Genomic DNA, 17,847 nt, shown 5'->3' with positions numbered 1-17,847 from the left:
ATCCCAATTAAAGGCGATATATTACCATAATTAAATTAGATAATAAGTAACTCTTTCGCATTGGCAAGCGTTGCATCTGTAATTTTATCCCCACCTAACAACCGAGCTAGTTCATTTAAACGTCCATTTTCATCTAATCTTTGCATATCTGTCGATGTTTGTTTACCATTCGTTTGCTTACTGACAAAATAGTGCTGATTAGCTTGACCTGCTACCTGTGGTAAATGCGTTACCGTAATGACTTGTGTTGACTCACCAAGTTGCCTTAACAGTTGCCCAACCTTAGCCGCTGTTGGTCCACTAATACCGACATCAATTTCATCAAAAATCAACGCTGGGGTATCCATTTTTTGCGCGGTCAAAACCTGTATGGCTAGTGCGATACGAGACAATTCACCACCAGATGCAACTTTGGCTAATGGCTGCACGACTTGCCCAGCATTAGTACTCACTAAAAAAGAAACTTGGTCTGCGCCATCTTCACTTAATCGATTTTCATCAAATATAACATCTATACTGAATTGACCGTTTGGCATAGATAAATCGTGCATAATAGCCATTACTTTTTTAGCCAACGTTTTACTCACTGTTAATCGTTTTTGATGCAATTTTGCAGCCAGTTCTATCGCAATTTGTTGATACTTTTTGATCTCTTCTTTTAACTGTTCACCTTGTTCATCTTGTTGATTAATCTGCTTAAATTCATTAAGTAAATTTTGATGTAACTCAGGTAATGCTTCAGGAGAAACATGATGTTTTCGCGCTAAAGCAATTTGTTTAGACAAGCGTTGTTCAAGTTGCATCACTCTTGCAGGATCGAGCTCTAAGCTCTCACTATAATGGCGTAATTCATAGCTAGCTTCTTTAATTTGAATAGCGGCATCTTCTAACATAGCTAAAACATCATTCAGTGAAGGATCTAATGCGACCAACTCATGAATACTTTGTTTAACACTATTAAGCATGTTGCTGACATTATATTCATCTGCTTCATCTAATAGCATGATAGATTGTTGGCTAAGATTAATTAGCTGTTCGCTATTGGATAATTTTTTATATTCTTCATCGATTTGTTGATATTCACCTTCAATTGGTGAAAATTCATTTAACTCTTTTAATTGATATTGTAATAACTGAACATGAGCATCACGCTCTTGTTTGGAAGAAAGATATTGTTGATAAGCTTGGCTTGCTGATTTCCATTGTTTATAAGCTTGTTGCATATTCGACAATAGTGTCGGCTCATTCATATAATGATTAAGTAAAATTTGTTGATAATCACTTCGTAATAAACGCTGATGTTCATGTTGGCCATGAATTTGTATTAACATTTGTCCTAAATCTTTTAATTGTGAGATAGGAACAGCACGCCCATTAATAAATGCTTTCGAACGCCCATCTTGATTGATAACTCTTCTTAAAATACATTCATTACTTTCATCAAGTTGATTTTCGGTTAACCAGGAGTATGCTGCTGGAGTATCATCAAGAACAAAACTGGCTGAAATATCAACCCGATCAGCTCCATTACGAATAGCTGAAGCATCAGAACGATTTCCTAAACAAAGCCCTAATGCATCGATCGCAATCGATTTACCTGCGCCTGTTTCACCCGTAATTGCGGTCATCCCTGTTGTAAAATCAACTAACAACTGATCGACGATAGCAAAATTATTAATAGTCAATTGCGTTATCATAATAAATTAATACATAAGGTTGGTTACCATATTGGCAGTATAACAGCAAAAACACTGTAAATAAATACAGTTAATTATTTTTATAAGCATTAATTTTTAAAAAGATAATAATTAATTTACGCTAATGGCAAATAAACATCAGTGATCATCTCTTGTGGTTGAATGTTTAAACCGACATTTACATAATGGAAAATTGGAGGAAAGTTCTCTATCCGCTCGCCACTTTGTGGAAGCCATGTTTCAAGTAAGTAAATAATGGCTTGATTATTTTCTCTAGAGCCAATATCCCTTGCCTTGGCACAACGAAGTTGTGGTATTTTTTTATTGATGATTCCGTAATCATTTGAGGGAATTGTGCAATTTATCGATATTGCAAAATCGACATGATGCCCACTGAGAGGCGTCGTGTTGGGATTGGTATAATGAATACCATAACTTTGATACTTTTGACTATCTAAAAAATTGTTTTCTTGTCGCCATTTAATGAATTTATTTAGAGTGTTATTCTCTAATAAAGGTGAACCATAATGTTCAATGACGGCTAATGCAGGAAATTGTACAATTTCGACATTCATAACCTAAATCCATGGATAATTTATTTGCTACTTTTTAGGATGCTATTAAAAGACGCTTAATAAATAATTTTTACCAATTATAACAATAACTTTTATACTCGATCAATTCAGCTTATTCCCCTTTCTTCCACGGTTGCTTACGGATATAATTTACAAGCTTTTAAACTATAAAGGTATTATTAAATGTTTGGAAATAAAATAAATCGACAAATTATTGTTTGGACTACTCTGATTGGTGGATTCATTAGCGCACTGGTTAAATGGGGTTCAGAAGTTAATATGCCTCCTCGTGTTCCTGGGGAAATTTCACCACCTGCGGCACACATTGATGCATGGCTTGGTTGGTTAGGCATTAATTCTCATTCACTTGATTATGTTTACCAAACGGCAATCGTTTCGGGCGCAGTAACACTTTATCACTGGTTATTTAGTTTTGCCTTTGCCTTCGTTTATGTATTTATTGCCTACTTCTGGAATAATATTCGATTATGGTATGGTGCATTTTATGGCATTATCATTACCGTTATGATGCACGGTTTTTTAATTCCGCTATTAGGTTTTCGTCATCCCGCTTATGATCCGCAAGGCACCGTTGGTTGGTTATGGAACCTAAATGGTTATGAACTTTGGAGTGAAATTTTAGGGCATATCTATTGGGGTGTATCGATCGAAATCTGTATGATCGCTGTGCTTGCTCATTTTTCAAGACCAATCCGTGGCGAATGGCGCCAGTAGTTAGTTTATTAATTTTCATCTGTTTCAATCCTTCTGTTGAAAAACAGAGGGATTTTTTTATATCTTTTGATATAGTTAAAAACTATATCTTTTGATAAAAAACTAGAATTATTCAATAACATTTTTTTTTGCTATCTTTTTAACCACTAAAGAAAAGTGCTAAATGCTAAATAAGGAAAAGAAAATGAATACTGCAGTTATTGGATATCCTCGTGTTGGTAAACTTCGTGAGCTTAAATTTGCAACCGAAGCTTATTTTAAAGGTAACAAAACCCAAGCTGAATTATTAAATGAAGCAAAAGCCCTACGTGCTGAACATCTACAACAACAAGCATCACATAAAATTGCTTTAATCTCATCTAATGACTTTTCATTTTATGATGCAGTATTAGATACGGCCTGTTTACTGAATGTTATCCCTAAACGTTATCAAGATTTAGGCTTACCTGAACTCGATCGTTATTTTGCCATGGCGCGTGGTTATCAAGGTGAAAAAGGTGATGTGCGAGCGCTGGCAATGAAAAAATGGTTTAACACTAATTACCACTACTTAGTGCCAGAAATTGAAGATTCACTACAAATAAAACTAGCCAGTACCAAACCTTTTGACGAATATCAAGAAGCCAAAGCATTAGGTATTCAAACCAAACCGGTTGTGATTGGCGCATTAACCTTTTTCAAATTAGCACAGTATTTAGGTAATAAACAGCTAGTTGATTTTAAAGCCGATATTATTAAAGCCTATCAAGAAATTATTCAGAAATTTACTGCACTTGGTGCGCAGTGGATACAAATTGATGAGCCAATTTTAGTGACTGATTTAACTCATGAAGATATCGCTTTATTCAATGAGCTTTATCAGTCAATTTTATCCGTTAAAGGTACAACCAAAGTGGTTTTACAAACTTACTTTGGCGATGTGCGTGATTGTTACCAACAATTAGTGGCGTTACCATTTGACGGTATCGGACTTGATTTTGTTGAAGGTAAACAATCCTTAGCATTACTTGAAAGTCATGGTTTCCCGGCTGATAAAGTGTTATTTGCTGGTGTGGTAAATGGTAAAAATATTTGGAAAAATAATTATAAAAAAACATTGGAATTAGTCGCAAAAATTAAGCAAAAAGCGGCAAACATTGTGATTAATACTTCCTGTTCGTTACTGCATGTACCTTATACATTACAAAACGAAACTAAATTAACGATTCAACAACGAGCTTATTTTGCTTTTGCCCAAGAAAAACTACAAGAGTTAGCTGAACTTGGTGAATTAGTCAAAGACTCGAATTTTGAAAATAGTCCGGCTTACAAAGCAAATCAAACCCTATTTACGCGTGAGCGTGAAGGAGCAAATCAAACGGTACGTCAAAAAGTTTCGGCTTTAAAAGCGTCTGATTTTACCCGTCTACCAGAATTTTCAGTACGTGAAGCAGCACAGAAAAAAGCCTTTAATTTGCCATTATTACCTACAACAACGATTGGTTCATTTCCGCAAACACCTGATGTACGTTTAAACCGTGCAAAATTCAAGAAAGGTGAAATTTGTTTAAATGAATATACCGAGTTTAACAAACAAAAAATTGCAGAATGCATCAAGCTTCAAGAACAGATTGGTATTGATGTGTTAGTTCACGGCGAATTTGAACGTAATGACATGGTTGAGTATTTTGGTGAAAGCTTAAATGGTTTTGTCTTTACTGAAAAAGCATGGGTGCAATCATATGGTACTCGTTGTGTTAAGCCACCAATTGTATGGGGTGATATTTCACGCTCTAAACCAATTACCGTTGAATATTCACAATATGCACAAAGCCTAACTGACAAACCCGTTAAAGGCATGTTAACTGGCCCAGTGACGATCCTTAACTGGTCGTTCCCTCGTGAAGATATTTCACAAAAAGAGTCAGTATTCCAAATTGGTTTAGCAATCAGTGATGAAGTGTTAGATCTTGAAGCGGCCGGTATTAAAGTCATCCAAATTGATGAAGCAGCGTTAAAAGAGAAATTACCATTACGTAAAGCTGATTGGAATAGTGAATATCTTGATTGGGCTATTCCGGCATTTAGATTAGTGCACAGCAAAGTACAAGCTGATACACAAATTCATACACATATGTGTTATAGCGAATTTGCTGACATTATCAAAGATATCGATGCCATGGATGCTGATGTGATTTCATTTGAAGCATCACGTTCTAATCTACAATTGATTGATGTGCTTAAAGCCAATAATTTTAAAACTGAAGTTGGACCGGGTGTTTATGATATCCATTCACCACGTGTACCACCGGTTGCTGAAATCAAAGCAACAATTGAGAAGTTACTGGCAAAAATTGACAAGCAAAAACTTTGGATTAATCCGGATTGTGGTTTAAAAACTCGTGGTGAGAAAGAAGTTGTTGCAAGTTTAGAACATTTAGTTCAAGCAACATTAGAAGTTCGAAAAACGCTTAATTAACAGCGTTAATTAATTTGCTTTACCTTAATTTCCGCCGCCGATTTTGGCGGCGGAAATGTCAGTAAGGATAATAGTAATCACACCAATGGATGATACAGATGAAAACAAATTTACTCTTTAATAAAAAAACCGTGTTCTCTTTTGAAGTTTTTCCCCCTAAAAAAACGTCACCTTTAGAGACAATCTATAGCACATTGCGTGAACTTGGTTACTTCAAACCTGATTTTATCAGTGTTACTTATGGCGCTGGTGGTAGTTTGAATGGTCAAACGACAATTGATATCGCCCACGCTGTCAAACATACTTATGGCATTGAAAGTGTTGCTCATTTGCCGGGAATTAATTTTGATAAAGCAGAAATGCAGAAAATTCTTCATGATCTTAAATGTGCCGGTATCGATAATGTGCTTGCTTTGCGAGGTGATATTAGCCCGACAGTTACACCTAAAGATGATTTTCGCTATGCCAGCGAGCTGGTTTCATTTATTAAAGAAAATGGTGATTTTAATGTGATTGGGGCCTGTTATCCTGAAGGACATCTTGAAGCATCAACGCTAAAACAAGATTTAATACATTTAAAAGAAAAGGTGAGTGCCGGAACAGATCAACTGATATCACAGCTATTTTTTGATAATGACTATTTTTATACTTTCTTAGACAAAGCCCGTGATATGGGAATTAATGTACCAATTGAAGCAGGGATTATGCCGGTAACGAACAAAAACCAAATTGAACGTATGGTATCGATGTGTGGCGTAAATCTACCGAAGAAATTCAAACAGATGATGGAGAAATACGAGCATCACCCTGATGCGTTCCGTGACGCCGGTATTGCTTATGCTATCGATCAGATTGTTGATTTAGTTTCACAAAATGTTGACGGTATCCATTTGTACACCATGAATAATAGCTATATTGCTAGAAGAATTAGTGAAGCTGTATCAACGCTACTGGCTGTACCGAAATCAGAATAGTTTATTATTAAGAATAATTTAGAATAGATTTTTGAGGAATTGGTTGCGGGGGCTGGATTTGAACCAACGACCTTCGGGTTATGAGCCCGACGAGCTACCAAGCTGCTCCACCCCGCGTCAAAGAGGTGGCTATATTATAGTAATAAAATAATAAAGCAATACCTTTTTGCTTAATCGAGCTAATTTTAAACATTTTTAAACAAATAAATACGGTTTTTTTACTAAAACGTAGGGTGTTTCTGAAACTTCTTGACAAGATTTGCTTGTTTTTTAGTTATAATGATTTAGGTTTGAGTAAAAATTATTCATTTCAATCAAAAAGGAGTATTTATGTCAACTGAGTATCATGGGACATGTTTATGTGGCAAAGTTAAGTTGGTTGTCCCTTTCAAAAACTTACATTTAAGTGCCTGTCACTGTGAAACCTGTCGGAAGTGGAGTGCCGGACCTTTTATGTCATTAATGTATAACGGAGAGCTTACCGTAGAAGGTCAAGACAATATACATCATTATCCTTCATCACAATGGGCTGAAAGAGCATTTTGTCAGCAGTGCGGATCTCACCTTTATTATCATTTAACCGGCACACAAAATTATTATCTTGCTGCCTGGATTTTTAATGATATTAAGAATTTGGATTTTACATCAGAGGTCTTTATTGACAAAAAACCAACTTGTTACGCTTTTGCTAATCCGACGCAGAAACTGACAGAGGCCGATATTTTAGCTATAGTCAATCAAAATTCTAAATAAATACAATTAATTAAATCGTCGACAATTTAAATAAAAATTTACTTATAATTTGGATATAGCAAATAAATAAGATGCAACATTAGTCAATGGCAAGTGATTAAGGTTTATTTAGCGTAAAGTTAATACAAGTGCGAAAAGCCTGCAAATTATCACCATTTTTAAATCAACCTTAGTACTATATTTTAATCGTACTAAGGTTCTTGTTTTGCGCAAATCTGTCAGCCGCTATGTATTTTACAGGCTTACTTTTTAGCCAATATTTATGCATAAAGTGTTTGCAATGAAACAACATATTGTGCTGGATCGCAGTCTAAAGCGGCAGTTGTGGCATAGGCCGCATTCATCGTGGTATCGTAATACACTTTATATTGAATAGCACTACGGCGTAGGATTTTCGATGCCTCAATAGCAGCCCGTCCAGATGTGGTATTGAGAATATAGCTATATTCGCCATTTTTAATATGGTCATGAATATTGGGGCGTCCTTCGTTCTCTTTTTTGACCATTTGGCAGGGTATGCCAGCTTGTTGTAATGCCTTAGCAGTGCCAAAAGTAGCATCAATACTAAAGCCATGCGCAATTAATCGTTTAGCGATCTCTAACAAGCGAGTTTTGTCTTGATCACGAACAGATAGCAAAGCTTTTCCCGATTTTTTCATATTTGATAAGCTACCAAGTTGTGCTTTGGCAAAGGCTTCGGCAAAAGTTTTACCAATTCCCATCACTTCACCGGTTGAACGCATTTCAGGCCCCAAAATTGGGTCAACGCCACTAAATTTATTAAACGGTAATACCACCTCTTTTACTGAGTAATAAGGCGGTATGACTTCTTCGGTGATATTTTGTTTAGCAAGTGATTTCCCGGTCATAACTCGTGCAGCGATTTTCGCTAGTGGCAAACCGGTAGCTTTCGACACAAATGGCACGGTGCGAGCGGCTCGAGGGTTGATTTCAATCAAATAAATTTGGTTATCTTTGACGGCAAATTGTCCATTCATAAGCCCTTTTACATTAAGTTCTAACGCTAACTGTTTAGCTTGCTTGCGCAATTGGTCTAAAATTTCCGGGCTTAAAGTATATGTTGGTAATGAACAAGCAGAATCACCCGAGTGAATACCCGCTTGTTCAATATGCTCCATAATGCCGCCAATGACGATTTGCTCGCCGTCGGCAATGACATCAATATCAACTTCAATAGCATCATCTAAAAAGTGATCAAGTAGTACTGGAGCATTATTCGATTCACTGACTGCGGTTTTAAAATAACGCCTTAAATCTTGCTCGTTATACACAATTTCCATTGCTCGACCACCAAGCACATAAGACGGTCTGACCACTAATGGATAGCCAATTTGTTCGGCTTTAATCACCGCATCTTCAATATCGGTAACCGTTGCATTAACTGGCTGTTTTAGCTTTAACTTATCGACAATCGACTGAAAACGTTTGCGATCTTCAGCTTGATCTATCGCATCTGGCGAGGTACCAATAATCGGTAGCCCAGCGACTTCAAGCGCTCTGGCTAATTTTAATGGTGTTTGCCCACCGTATTGTACGATTACGCCATTTGGTTTTTCGACGTGAGCAATTTCAAGCACATCTTCCAGTGTGACTGGCTCAAAGTAGAGTCGATCTGAGGTATCATAATCGGTAGATACCGTTTCCGGATTACAGTTAACCATAATTGTTTCATAACCGTCTTCACGGAGCGCCAGCGCTGCATGTACACAACAGTAATCAAACTCAATACCTTGTCCAATTCGATTAGGTCCACCGCCTAATATCATAATCTTAGGGCGAATGAATTGTGGTTTAGCTTCGCACTCTTGTTCATAGGTTGAGTAAAGATAAGCTGTATCGGTCGAGAATTCCGCCGCGCAGGTATCAACTCGTTTATATACAGGATGAATATCGTATTGGTTTCGTCGATCACGAACGTCTTGTTCTTCAACATTCAACAGTTTAGCAATACGTAAATCTGAAAAACCTTTACGCTTAAGTTGCCATAATGATTCTGAATTAAGGCGAGCGAATGATTGCGATTTTAGTTGGTTTTCAAGGCTGATAAGTTCTTCAATTTGCACTAAAAACCAGCGATCGATATTCGTTAATGTGAAAATTTCATCTAAACTAAAGCCGGCTCGAAAAGCGTCAGCAATATACCAAATTCGTTCAGCACCCGCTTCTTGCAGTTCATAACGTATTTTGCTGAGATTTTTTTCATCATCATAATTGTCAAATTTCGGATCAAAACCACACGCACCGACTTCAAGCCCTCGTAGCGCTTTTTGCAATGATTCTTGAAAAGTCCGCCCAATAGCCATCACTTCACCCACTGATTTCATTTGAGTTGTTAGACGATCATTACACCCGGCAAACTTTTCGAAATTAAAGCGGGGTATTTTTGTCACGACATAGTCGATTGAAGGCTCAAATGACGCTGGCGTTTTACCTCCGGTAATATCATTAGATAGCTCATCAAGGGTATAGCCGACCGCAAGTTTGGCCGCAATTTTTGCGATTGGAAAACCGGTTGCTTTAGATGCTAATGCTGATGAACGTGATACCCTTGGATTCATTTCAATCACAATCAAGCGTCCGGTTTTAGGATCAACCGAAAATTGTACATTCGAACCACCTGTTTCAACGCCAATTTCACGAAGTACCGCTATCGATGCGTTACGCATGATTTGATACTCTTTATCCGTTAATGTTTGAGCTGGCGCAACGGTAATGGAATCCCCGGTATGAATGCCCATAGGGTCAACATTTTCAATCGAACAGACGATGATACAGTTATCATTTTTATCTCGTACCACCTCCATTTCGTACTCTTTCCAACCAATTAATGACTCATCAATGAGGAGTTCATTGGTGGGCGACAGATCAAGTCCTCGGGTACAAATTTCATCAAATTCTTGAGTGTTATAAGCAATCCCGCCACCGGTTCCCCCCATAGTAAAAGAAGGGCGGATAATGCAAGGAAAGCCAACTTGTTCAAGTACGGCATAAGCCTCTTTTAATGAGTGAGCAATGCCGGAACGGGCAGTATCAAGACCAATTTTTTTCATGGCTTGATCAAAACGTTTGCGATCTTCAGCTTTATCAATTGCATCAGCGGTAGCGCCGATCATCTCGACATTAAATTGTTTTAAAATGCCTCTTTTATCCAGTTCTAACGCACAATTGAGCGCAGTTTGTCCGCCCATGGTGGGCAAAATGGCATCGGGTCTTTCTTGTTCAATAATTTTACTCACCGTTGTCCAATCAATCGGCTCAATATAGGTTGCATCCGCCATTTCCGGATCGGTCATAATGGTAGCAGGGTTAGAATTGACTAAAATAACCCGATAACCTTCTTCACGCAGAGCTTTACAAGCTTGAGCGCCGGAATAATCAAATTCACAAGCTTGACCAATAACAATTGGGCCAGCGCCAATAATGAGAATGCTATTAATATCTGTTCGCTTAGGCATGTTATTGCTCCTGCTTATAAATTTTAATTAATTCGATAAAGTGATCAAATAGTGGGGCGGCATCGTGAGGCCCGGGACTCGCTTCGGGGTGACCTTGAAAGCTAAAAGCGGGTTTTTGATTATGATGAATACCTTGTAGCGAACCGTCGAACAGTGATTTATGCGTCACACGTAAGTGAGTCGGTAAACTCATTTCATCAACGGCAAAACCATGATTTTGGGCGGTAATCATAACTCGATTATTTTCAAGATCCTTAACAGGATGATTTCCACCATGATGCCCAAATTTCATTTTTATGGTTTTTGCACCACAAGCCAACGCTAACAGTTGATGACCTAAACAGATACCAAATATCGGTATGTCAGTGGCTAAAAACTGTTTAATGGCATCAATGGCATAAGTACAAGGTGCCGGATCACCGGGGCCATTTGATAGGAATATACCGTCAGGATTTAATGCTAATATCTCCTGGGCAGAGGTCTTTGCCGGAACAATGGTTAATTTACAACCACGCTCAACTAACATCCGTAAGATATTACGTTTTACGCCAAAATCATAAGCCACAACATGATAAGGGGAGGCGTTTTTTGCTGCTGGGTGTTCTTGCTCTCTTGTCCACACACCTTGTGTCCACAAATAGCTTTTTGTGCAGGTGACTTTTTGGGCTAAGTCCAGTCCGGATAATCCTTTAAAATCGATCGCCATTTGTTTAGCGGTATCGGCTTTTTCAAGTAAAGTTTCTCTTTCGTTTGCCGTAATAATCACACCATGCTGAGCCCCTTTTTCACGCAAGATTCGAGTTAAACGGCGAGTATCGATATCGGCAATGGCAATAACATTATGCTGTTTTAAATAGCTCGATAAATCGAGCTCATTGCGATAATTGCTGGCTAATAGTGGTAAATCACGAATAATCAGCCCTTTTGCATAAACTTGATTAGATTCAGCATCGGCATTGTTAGTGCCGACATTACCTATATGGGGGTAAGTTAACGTGACTAATTGCTCGCAATAGGAAGGGTCGGTGAGTATTTCTTGATAACCGGTCATTGAGGTATTAAAAACAACCTCACCAACAGTTTGTCCTTCGGCACCGATTGATTTACCGATAAATTGTGAACCGTCTTGTAGTATAAGGAGGGCATAAGTTTGCATGATCAAATAACCTTTGATTAAAAAACCAATAATAATGAATAAAAATTCATTTTTGTGTTTTTAAAGGACTTAATATTCGATCATTTTATTACAATATTTTGAACAAAAAAAGCAATATTATAAAAAATAATTAAATAATAAAATCTAATTTTTTAGACAATTCAATAAAAAAACACAAGGTTAAATAAATTTAATCCGTTTAACTTGAAATTGAATAATTATTCAAATAGAATCGTATCAATATTTACCGCTATCAGGAGCTCAATATGTATGGTTTTTATCAACGTCATTTTTTACGTTTACTCGACTTTACCCCAGCAGAAATTAACCAGCTGATTCAGCTTGCTATTGAATTAAAAAAAGCAAAAAAACAAGGTAACGAAAAACAACATTTGGTTGGCAAAAATATTGCCTTAATTTTTGAAAAAGATTCAACCCGTACTCGTTGTGCTTTTGAAGTCGGTGCATATGATCAAGGCGCTCAAGTCACCTATCTAGGGCCAAGTGGTAGCCAAATTGGGCATAAAGAGTCGATTGCTGATACAGCTCGAGTACTCGGACGCATGTATGACGGTATTGAGTATCGAGGTTATGGGCAAGATATTGTTGAAACTTTGGCAAAATATGCCGGTGTGCCGGTTTGGAATGGTTTAACGACTGAGGCGCATCCAACGCAAATTTTAGCAGATTTTATGACCATGAAAGAGCATATCGGCGAGCGCCCACTTAATAGCGTTAAATTTGCTTATTTAGGCGATGCTCGTAATAACATGGGCAATTCGTTAATGGAAGGCGCAGCCTTAATGGGTATGGAGATCCGACTAGTGGCACCTAAAGCATGCCAACCTGAATTAGAGCTTGTTCAAAAGTGCCAAGAGATAGCTAAAACAACAGGGGCTAAAATCGTTTTAACTGAAGATGTCGCTGAAGGTGTGAAAGGTGTTGATTTTCTTTATACCGATGTATGGGTTTCCATGGGCGAACCGAAAGAAGTGTGGGATGAGCGAGTGAAATTATTAACCCCATACCAAGTCAATCAAAATGTAATCAAATTAACAGAGAATCCAAATGTTAAATTTATGCATTGCTTACCGGCTTTCCATGATATGAATACCACAGTAGGTCAACAAATGGCTGCCCAGTATGGTTTGAAAAATGGTTTAGAGGTGACAAATGAAGTCTTTGAATCTAAACATAGCATCGTTTTTGATGAAGCCGAAAATCGCCTGCACACGATCAAAGCAGTAATGGTTGCAACCTTAGCTAAAGACTAATAATATAGCTAAATATTATTAGTGCTGGCTAAAGTTAGCTAAGCAAATTTTTTGCCGACCTCAAGTCGGCATAATTTTATCAACCGATTATCATCAGAATGACGAAACAAGCACGCAATAAAGATTTTAAAAAATACCTAAAACTCACTAATCCAATTCATTTTTTAGCGGTCGGATTAGGCAGTGGGCTATCACCCATTATGCCTGGTACTATGGGATCATTAATGGCGATACCACTGTGGCTTTTATTTTTGGGTTTACAACCTGCTTTATATTGGGTTTTTATTTTAGTGACGTTTGTGTTTGGTTGTTATATTTGCCAAAAAACGTCGGATGATACCCATACTCATGATTCGGGTCATATTGTTTGGGATGAATTTGTCGGTATGTGGATAACGCTGTATTTCATTCCTCAATTTTCAATACTATGGGTGACGATTGCTTTTGTCGCATTTAGATTGTTTGATATGGCCAAACCTTGGCCTATTCGTTGGTTTGATAAGCGTGTGCCGGGCGGTTTTGGTATTATGGTCGACGATGTTATCGCCGCCATATTCTCTTCTTTATCTGTTTATGTATTAACATTTATCATTTAAAGATAGTTTACCTTTAAATGATAATTTTCTTAACATAACGATTAAATTCAAAACATCTTTTGTGACCAACCTAGTTTGCTTGAAAGATTATTAAAATAATCATAATCCTTAGAATGAATTAAATTAAACTCATAATCTGAGCGACGAATAATTACCTCTTGTGTTGGTTTAACAGGCAAGATAATTTGGCTATCGCAAGCAACATTAAGATCCAAAGCTGTTGTTGGAAATTTAAGATGGATAGGATTATCACTCTTAATCACTAATGGTCTGACCGCTAAAGAGTGTGGAAACATTGGTGTGATAATTAACGCATCTAAGTGCGGCGCAAGGATTGGCCCACCAGCTGATAACGAGTAAGCAGTCGATCCTGTGGGCGTTGCAATAATTAAACCATCAGCTCGTTGTGAAAATGCATTGCGCTCATTGATATACACATCATAATCAATCATATGCGCAACAGTATTCGGTGTAACTACAATTTCATTTACAGCAAAACCAGAATTAATTAACCGACCATCACTGTAGATAGACACTTCCAATAAAAACCGAGGATCATCATCATAGTCCCCTTTGATAACAGGAGTTAATTGCTCAATAACATGATCATGGGAAATATCGGTTAAAAAGCCTAAATTACCTCGATTTACTCCAATCACTTTAATTTTATAGTGCGACAATTGACGTGCCGAACGTAGCATATTACCATCACCACCGACAACAATGGCTAAGTCGGCTTGCTCACCAATCGTATCTAAAGTTGCGTATACACTACTAGGAAATTTTATATACTGCGCTAACCGATCTTCAACTAAAACTTGAATACCTAAGTTAACTAGCCAGTCATATAGAACCTGATGAGTTTCAATCGCCTCTAATTTACGTGGAATCCCAACCAAACCAACACATTTAAATGGTATACCCATAAAATATCCTTGTTTTTTTAACTTAAATATAAAGATTTTTTAGTTACCGATTAAAAAACACGATATCATCTTATCGTTAAACTTGTAATAATAAAAATTGCCCCCATAATAACTGTTATTCATTAAGTTTTCGACTAAATTTGGAGTACCGTATGACTGAACAAGAGAATAATATGTCAGAAAATGAAACAAACATTGAAGTCCCAGCTGAGCAAACTACTGAAGAACAAACGCCATCTCAACCAGGTGTTGAAGAGCAGTTAAAAGCCAAAGATACACGTATTGCTGAACTTGAACAAGCATTAGAAATTGCTAAAAAAAATGAAAGTGAAGCAATGATACGTGCTCGAGCTGAAATTGATAACGTGCGCAAACGTGTTGAACAAGATGTGGACAAAGCACGTAAATATGCTCTTGAGAAATTCTCAAATGAGCTTTTACCTGTAATTGATAATCTTGAACGCGCATTAGAATCTACAGATAAAAATAATCCAGAGCACAAAGCAACTGTAGAAGGATTAGAGTTAACATTAAAATCGTTTTTGGATACGGTCAAAAAATTTGGTATTGAAGTGATAAATACTGCTGATTCACAATTAAACCCAGATCTACATCAAGCGATTAGTATGGTTGAATCACCAGAACATCAATCAGGACAAATCGTCAATACTATCCAAAAAGGCTATACACTCAATGGTCGACTTATCCGACCTGCTATGGTGATTGTAGCTAAATAATGAAAGCTTAAATAAAAAACCGCCAAATTAATGGCGGTTTAATTTATCGATTCTTTTGCTCTTCACGAGCTAGCTTTTTCATCTTTTGCTCAATACGTTGACGCTTTAATGGCGAGAGATAATCGACAAAGAGTTTACCTTTTAAGTGATCCATTTCGTGCTGGATACAAATTGCCAATAGTTCATCAGCATCAATTTCATAAGGTTTACCATTACGATCTAATGCCTTGATTTTGATTTTTTCTGATCTTGGAACAAATCCACGGCAGTCAGGTATCGACAAACATCCCTCTTCAATGCCAGTTTCACCTTCTTGGCTTATCACCTCAGGATTGATAATCACATAAAGTTGGCTTCTATCTTCCGACACATCAATCACAATAATCTGCTCATGTACATCTACTTGTGTAGCTGCAAGTCCAATACCATTTTCGGCATACATGGTTTCAGTCATGTTATCGATAATGTTTTGTAGCTCTGGTGTAAAATTAGAGACAGGCTTTGCAATTTTGCGAAGTCGTTCGTCTGGGAAACGTAATACCGGTAAAATAGCCATAAATTCTTCGATCTACTCCTCAATTTTGTATTTTTTCAAATTCGCCTACATTGTAAACATTTATTATGCCTATGAATAGATTTAGTTGACTATTACTAAAATATATCTAATCAATCCTTCTAGATATGGCACAAAGCAACAATGTAGAGGAAAAGGACTGTAATGAGTAAATATGAGTTTTTGTTACGAATTTCAATGCTTGGTCAGAAAAGAAAGGGATATTTCGAGCAAATTGCTCACTATTTTAGTGCTGGTCTACCTAATAAAATAAGAGATGTATCGCTATTATTGGAAAAAATAGGTTTATCCAAAACTCTCCAAGATCGTTTTTTTGAAACATCTTATCTTCATTTTGAGCCAATACTCGATTGGTTGGCAACACCTTACCCAGCCAAACATTTGATCGCTTATTGTGATTCCGATTATCCAATGTTACTTAAGCAAATTAGTTCACCACCATTATTGTTATTTGTTATGGGTAATAGGCAATTATTACATTCACCACAAATTGCCATGGTTGGTAGCCGTGAATTTAGTGAATATGGTGCACAATGGGGAAGATATTTCGCTGGTGAATTAGCAATTAATGGTTTAACAGTCACTAGCGGATTAGCGTTGGGTTTAGACGCTATTTGCCATAGAGGGGCTCTTGAGGTATCAGGAAATACTATAGCTGTTTTAGGTAGTGGATTAGCTCAAATCTCACCACGCTCAAACCTACGATTGGCAAATGATATTTTGGCACAAAATGGCGCCATCATTTCAGAATTTTATCCATTTGAAAAAGCAAGATCCGAATACTTTCCACGTCGCAATCGTATTATTAGTGGATTAAGTTTAGGAACCTTTGTGGTTGAAGCATCTGAAAAAAGTGGATCACTAATAACTGCTCGTTATGCGCTTGAACAAAATCGCGATGTATTTGCCTTACCGGGTGATATCGATAATCAAAATAGTCATGGAACCCATTATTTAATCAAGCAAGGGGCTTATCTAGTCACTCACCCAACTGATATTTTAGAACACTATAGTGGCTTTTTATCAACAATAAATAGACAAAATAGTGTTGAGAATAAAGAGAGTAATACTGTTTTATACCCTGAAATTTTTGCCGTTATTCGTCATCACCCAATTCCAGTTGATACAATTGCGGCCCTGGTTAATTTACCCATTCCTGAACTCACTATTAAATTATTAGATATGGAGATAGCAGGATTGATTATCACCGTTACTGGTGGTTACATTCGTAATCGAACAAAATAGAAAATTGTATCGCAAAAAAAGTTGAGGAGCGGGGTTTTTGAGCATAAAAAACCGCTGTAAAACCACAGCGGTTTATGAAAATAATAAGTGATTTATTTGTCGTCTACTTCAAGAGCGATTTCAGATAAGATAATGCCGGTATTATCAGCATAAATAAAGTCACCAGAGAAGAAAGTCACGCCACCAAAGTTAACACGAATATCAATTTCACCAACTCCTTGATCATCCGAGCCAACAGGAATTGCTGCGAGTGCTTGAACACCAATTTCAGCATCAGCAATATAATCAACTTGGCGCACAGCACCATAGACGATGATACCTTCCCATTGGTTTTGCTGTGCAATATCGATTAATTCCGCATCTATCAATGCTCGGCGAACAGAACCACCACCATCAATAACCAATACTTTACCTGCCCCATTGGATTGTAATACTTCGTACAATATACCGTTATCCTCAAAACATTTCACTGTGACGACCTGGCCTGAAAACGAAGCTACACCACCAAAATTACTAAATATCGGTTCTACGACATTAACATCTTCTGGGTAGTAATCACAAAGAATTGATGTTTCAAACTCCATGGTAGAGTCTCCTTTAACTGTAATATTCATTCGATTCTAGTATAACGCTAACATTAAGTAAAACGATATAAATTTAGAATAAACGTG

At 37.2% G+C, this 17,847-nt stretch carries 15 protein-coding genes and 1 tRNA gene; 8 read left to right on the top strand and 8 right to left on the bottom strand.

Annotated features, from left to right (window positions below):
• Positions 1 to 35 precede the first annotated feature (35 nt).
• Together recN and J3U18_RS09535 are read right to left on the bottom strand one after the other, a co-directional pair.
• A complete protein-coding gene (gene recN / locus J3U18_RS09540) occupies positions 36 to 1,697 on the bottom strand; it encodes a DNA repair protein RecN (RefSeq protein WP_267353804.1) in 1,662 nt (553 codons plus the stop codon).
• A gap of 116 nt (positions 1,698 to 1,813) precedes the next feature.
• A complete protein-coding gene (locus J3U18_RS09535) occupies positions 1,814 to 2,272 on the bottom strand; it encodes an AraC family transcriptional regulator (RefSeq protein WP_267353803.1) in 459 nt (152 codons plus the stop codon).
• 183 nt (positions 2,273 to 2,455) lie between these two features.
• Here J3U18_RS09535 and J3U18_RS09530 point away from each other — a divergent pair, with 183 nt between their 5' ends.
• The 3 genes from J3U18_RS09530 (at position 2,456) to metF (ending at position 6,439) form a co-directional block, all read left to right on the top strand.
• On the top strand, positions 2,456 to 3,007 hold the full coding sequence (locus J3U18_RS09530; RefSeq protein WP_065562709.1) for a YagU family protein: 552 nt from the start codon (positions 2,456 to 2,458) through the stop codon (positions 3,005 to 3,007).
• A gap of 184 nt (positions 3,008 to 3,191) precedes the next feature.
• Entirely contained in the window at positions 3,192 to 5,465 is a 2,274-nt protein-coding gene (gene metE, locus J3U18_RS09525) for a 5-methyltetrahydropteroyltriglutamate--homocysteine S-methyltransferase (RefSeq protein ID WP_267353802.1), read from the top strand.
• Between the two features lie 98 nt (positions 5,466 to 5,563).
• The gene (metF, locus tag J3U18_RS09520; protein ID WP_065562711.1) at positions 5,564 to 6,439 is read left to right on the top strand and encodes a methylenetetrahydrofolate reductase [NAD(P)H]; all 876 of its coding nucleotides are present in this window, start codon (positions 5,564 to 5,566) and stop codon (positions 6,437 to 6,439) included.
• 40 nt (positions 6,440 to 6,479) lie between these two features.
• Here metF and J3U18_RS09515 read toward each other — a convergent pair.
• A tRNA-Met gene (locus J3U18_RS09515) sits at positions 6,480 to 6,556 on the bottom strand.
• A gap of 213 nt (positions 6,557 to 6,769) precedes the next feature.
• Between J3U18_RS09515 and J3U18_RS09510 the strand changes: the two genes are divergently transcribed.
• Entirely contained in the window at positions 6,770 to 7,192 is a 423-nt protein-coding gene (locus J3U18_RS09510; protein WP_267353801.1) for a GFA family protein, read from the top strand.
• A 260-nt stretch (positions 7,193 to 7,452) separates the two neighbouring features.
• Here the strand turns inward: J3U18_RS09510 and carB are convergent, their stop codons facing one another.
• Positions 7,453 to 10,668: a carbamoyl-phosphate synthase large subunit gene (carB, locus tag J3U18_RS09505; RefSeq protein ID WP_267353800.1), complete on the bottom strand. Its 3,216-nt coding sequence runs from the start codon at positions 10,666 to 10,668 to the stop codon at positions 7,453 to 7,455.
• 1 nt (position 10,669) lies between these two features.
• Positions 10,670 to 11,824 (bottom strand): glutamine-hydrolyzing carbamoyl-phosphate synthase small subunit, encoded by a 1,155-nt coding sequence (gene carA / locus J3U18_RS09500; protein ID WP_267353799.1) that lies wholly within the window; start codon positions 11,822 to 11,824, stop codon positions 10,670 to 10,672.
• Between the two features lie 266 nt (positions 11,825 to 12,090).
• On the opposite strand from carA, the gene argF reads away from it, so the two are divergent.
• A complete protein-coding gene (gene argF / locus J3U18_RS09495; RefSeq protein WP_267353798.1) occupies positions 12,091 to 13,098 on the top strand; it encodes an ornithine carbamoyltransferase in 1,008 nt (335 codons plus the stop codon).
• Positions 13,099 to 13,196: 98 nt separating this feature from the next.
• Complete coding sequence (locus J3U18_RS09490) at positions 13,197 to 13,694, top strand: phosphatidylglycerophosphatase A (protein ID WP_267353797.1); 498 nt, start codon at positions 13,197 to 13,199, stop codon at positions 13,692 to 13,694.
• Positions 13,695 to 13,741: 47 nt separating this feature from the next.
• Here the strand turns inward: J3U18_RS09490 and nadK are convergent, their stop codons facing one another.
• Positions 13,742 to 14,620, bottom strand: coding sequence for an NAD(+) kinase (gene nadK, locus J3U18_RS09485; RefSeq protein ID WP_065733678.1), 879 nt, complete (start codon positions 14,618 to 14,620; stop codon positions 13,742 to 13,744).
• A gap of 152 nt (positions 14,621 to 14,772) precedes the next feature.
• Between nadK and grpE the strand changes: the two genes are divergently transcribed.
• Positions 14,773 to 15,357 (top strand): nucleotide exchange factor GrpE, encoded by a 585-nt coding sequence (gene grpE / locus J3U18_RS09480; protein WP_267353796.1) that lies wholly within the window; start codon positions 14,773 to 14,775, stop codon positions 15,355 to 15,357.
• Between the two features lie 43 nt (positions 15,358 to 15,400).
• Here grpE and def read toward each other — a convergent pair whose 3' ends face one another.
• Positions 15,401 to 15,913: a peptide deformylase gene (gene def / locus J3U18_RS09475; RefSeq protein WP_065562719.1), complete on the bottom strand. Its 513-nt coding sequence runs from the start codon at positions 15,911 to 15,913 to the stop codon at positions 15,401 to 15,403.
• 162 nt (positions 15,914 to 16,075) lie between these two features.
• Between def and dprA the strand changes: the two genes are divergently transcribed.
• Positions 16,076 to 17,176, top strand: coding sequence for a DNA-processing protein DprA (dprA, locus tag J3U18_RS09470; protein WP_220225415.1), 1,101 nt, complete (start codon positions 16,076 to 16,078; stop codon positions 17,174 to 17,176).
• A gap of 92 nt (positions 17,177 to 17,268) precedes the next feature.
• On the opposite strand, the gene rraA is transcribed toward dprA, so the two are convergent.
• Positions 17,269 to 17,760 (bottom strand): ribonuclease E activity regulator RraA, encoded by a 492-nt coding sequence (gene rraA, locus J3U18_RS09465; RefSeq protein WP_267353795.1) that lies wholly within the window; start codon positions 17,758 to 17,760, stop codon positions 17,269 to 17,271.
• Between the last annotated feature and the right edge of the window lie 87 nt (positions 17,761 to 17,847).

The sequence above is a fragment of the Gilliamella sp. B3482 genome (genome assembly GCF_026536805.1).
GTDB classification, from domain to species: Bacteria; Pseudomonadota; Gammaproteobacteria; order Enterobacterales; family Orbaceae; genus Gilliamella; species Gilliamella apicola_E.
The sequence above is the reverse complement of the archived record's forward strand: the minus strand, read 5'-3'. Positions and strand labels throughout refer to the sequence as shown.

Coding starts and splice junctions, on each gene's coding strand:
- def (WP_065562719.1), bottom strand. CDS start 15,913: ATGGCTATTTTACCGGTATTACGTTTCCCAGACGAACGACTTCGCAAA.
- J3U18_RS09535 (WP_267353803.1), bottom strand. CDS start 2,272: ATGAATGTCGAAATTGTACAATTTCCTGCATTAGCCGTCATTGAACAT.
- metF (WP_065562711.1), top strand. CDS start 5,564: ATGAAAACAAATTTACTCTTTAATAAAAAAACCGTGTTCTCTTTTGAA.
- dprA (WP_220225415.1), top strand. CDS start 16,076: ATGAGTAAATATGAGTTTTTGTTACGAATTTCAATGCTTGGTCAGAAA.
- grpE (WP_267353796.1), top strand. CDS start 14,773: ATGACTGAACAAGAGAATAATATGTCAGAAAATGAAACAAACATTGAA.
- argF (WP_267353798.1), top strand. CDS start 12,091: ATGTATGGTTTTTATCAACGTCATTTTTTACGTTTACTCGACTTTACC.
- J3U18_RS09510 (WP_267353801.1), top strand. CDS start 6,770: ATGTCAACTGAGTATCATGGGACATGTTTATGTGGCAAAGTTAAGTTG.
- metE (WP_267353802.1), top strand. CDS start 3,192: ATGAATACTGCAGTTATTGGATATCCTCGTGTTGGTAAACTTCGTGAG.
- rraA (WP_267353795.1), bottom strand. CDS start 17,760: ATGGAGTTTGAAACATCAATTCTTTGTGATTACTACCCAGAAGATGTT.
- nadK (WP_065733678.1), bottom strand. CDS start 14,620: ATGGGTATACCATTTAAATGTGTTGGTTTGGTTGGGATTCCACGTAAA.
- J3U18_RS09530 (WP_065562709.1), top strand. CDS start 2,456: ATGTTTGGAAATAAAATAAATCGACAAATTATTGTTTGGACTACTCTG.
- recN (WP_267353804.1), bottom strand. CDS start 1,697: ATGATAACGCAATTGACTATTAATAATTTTGCTATCGTCGATCAGTTG.
- carA (WP_267353799.1), bottom strand. CDS start 11,824: ATGCAAACTTATGCCCTCCTTATACTACAAGACGGTTCACAATTTATC.
- carB (WP_267353800.1), bottom strand. CDS start 10,668: ATGCCTAAGCGAACAGATATTAATAGCATTCTCATTATTGGCGCTGGC.
- J3U18_RS09490 (WP_267353797.1), top strand. CDS start 13,197: ATGACGAAACAAGCACGCAATAAAGATTTTAAAAAATACCTAAAACTC.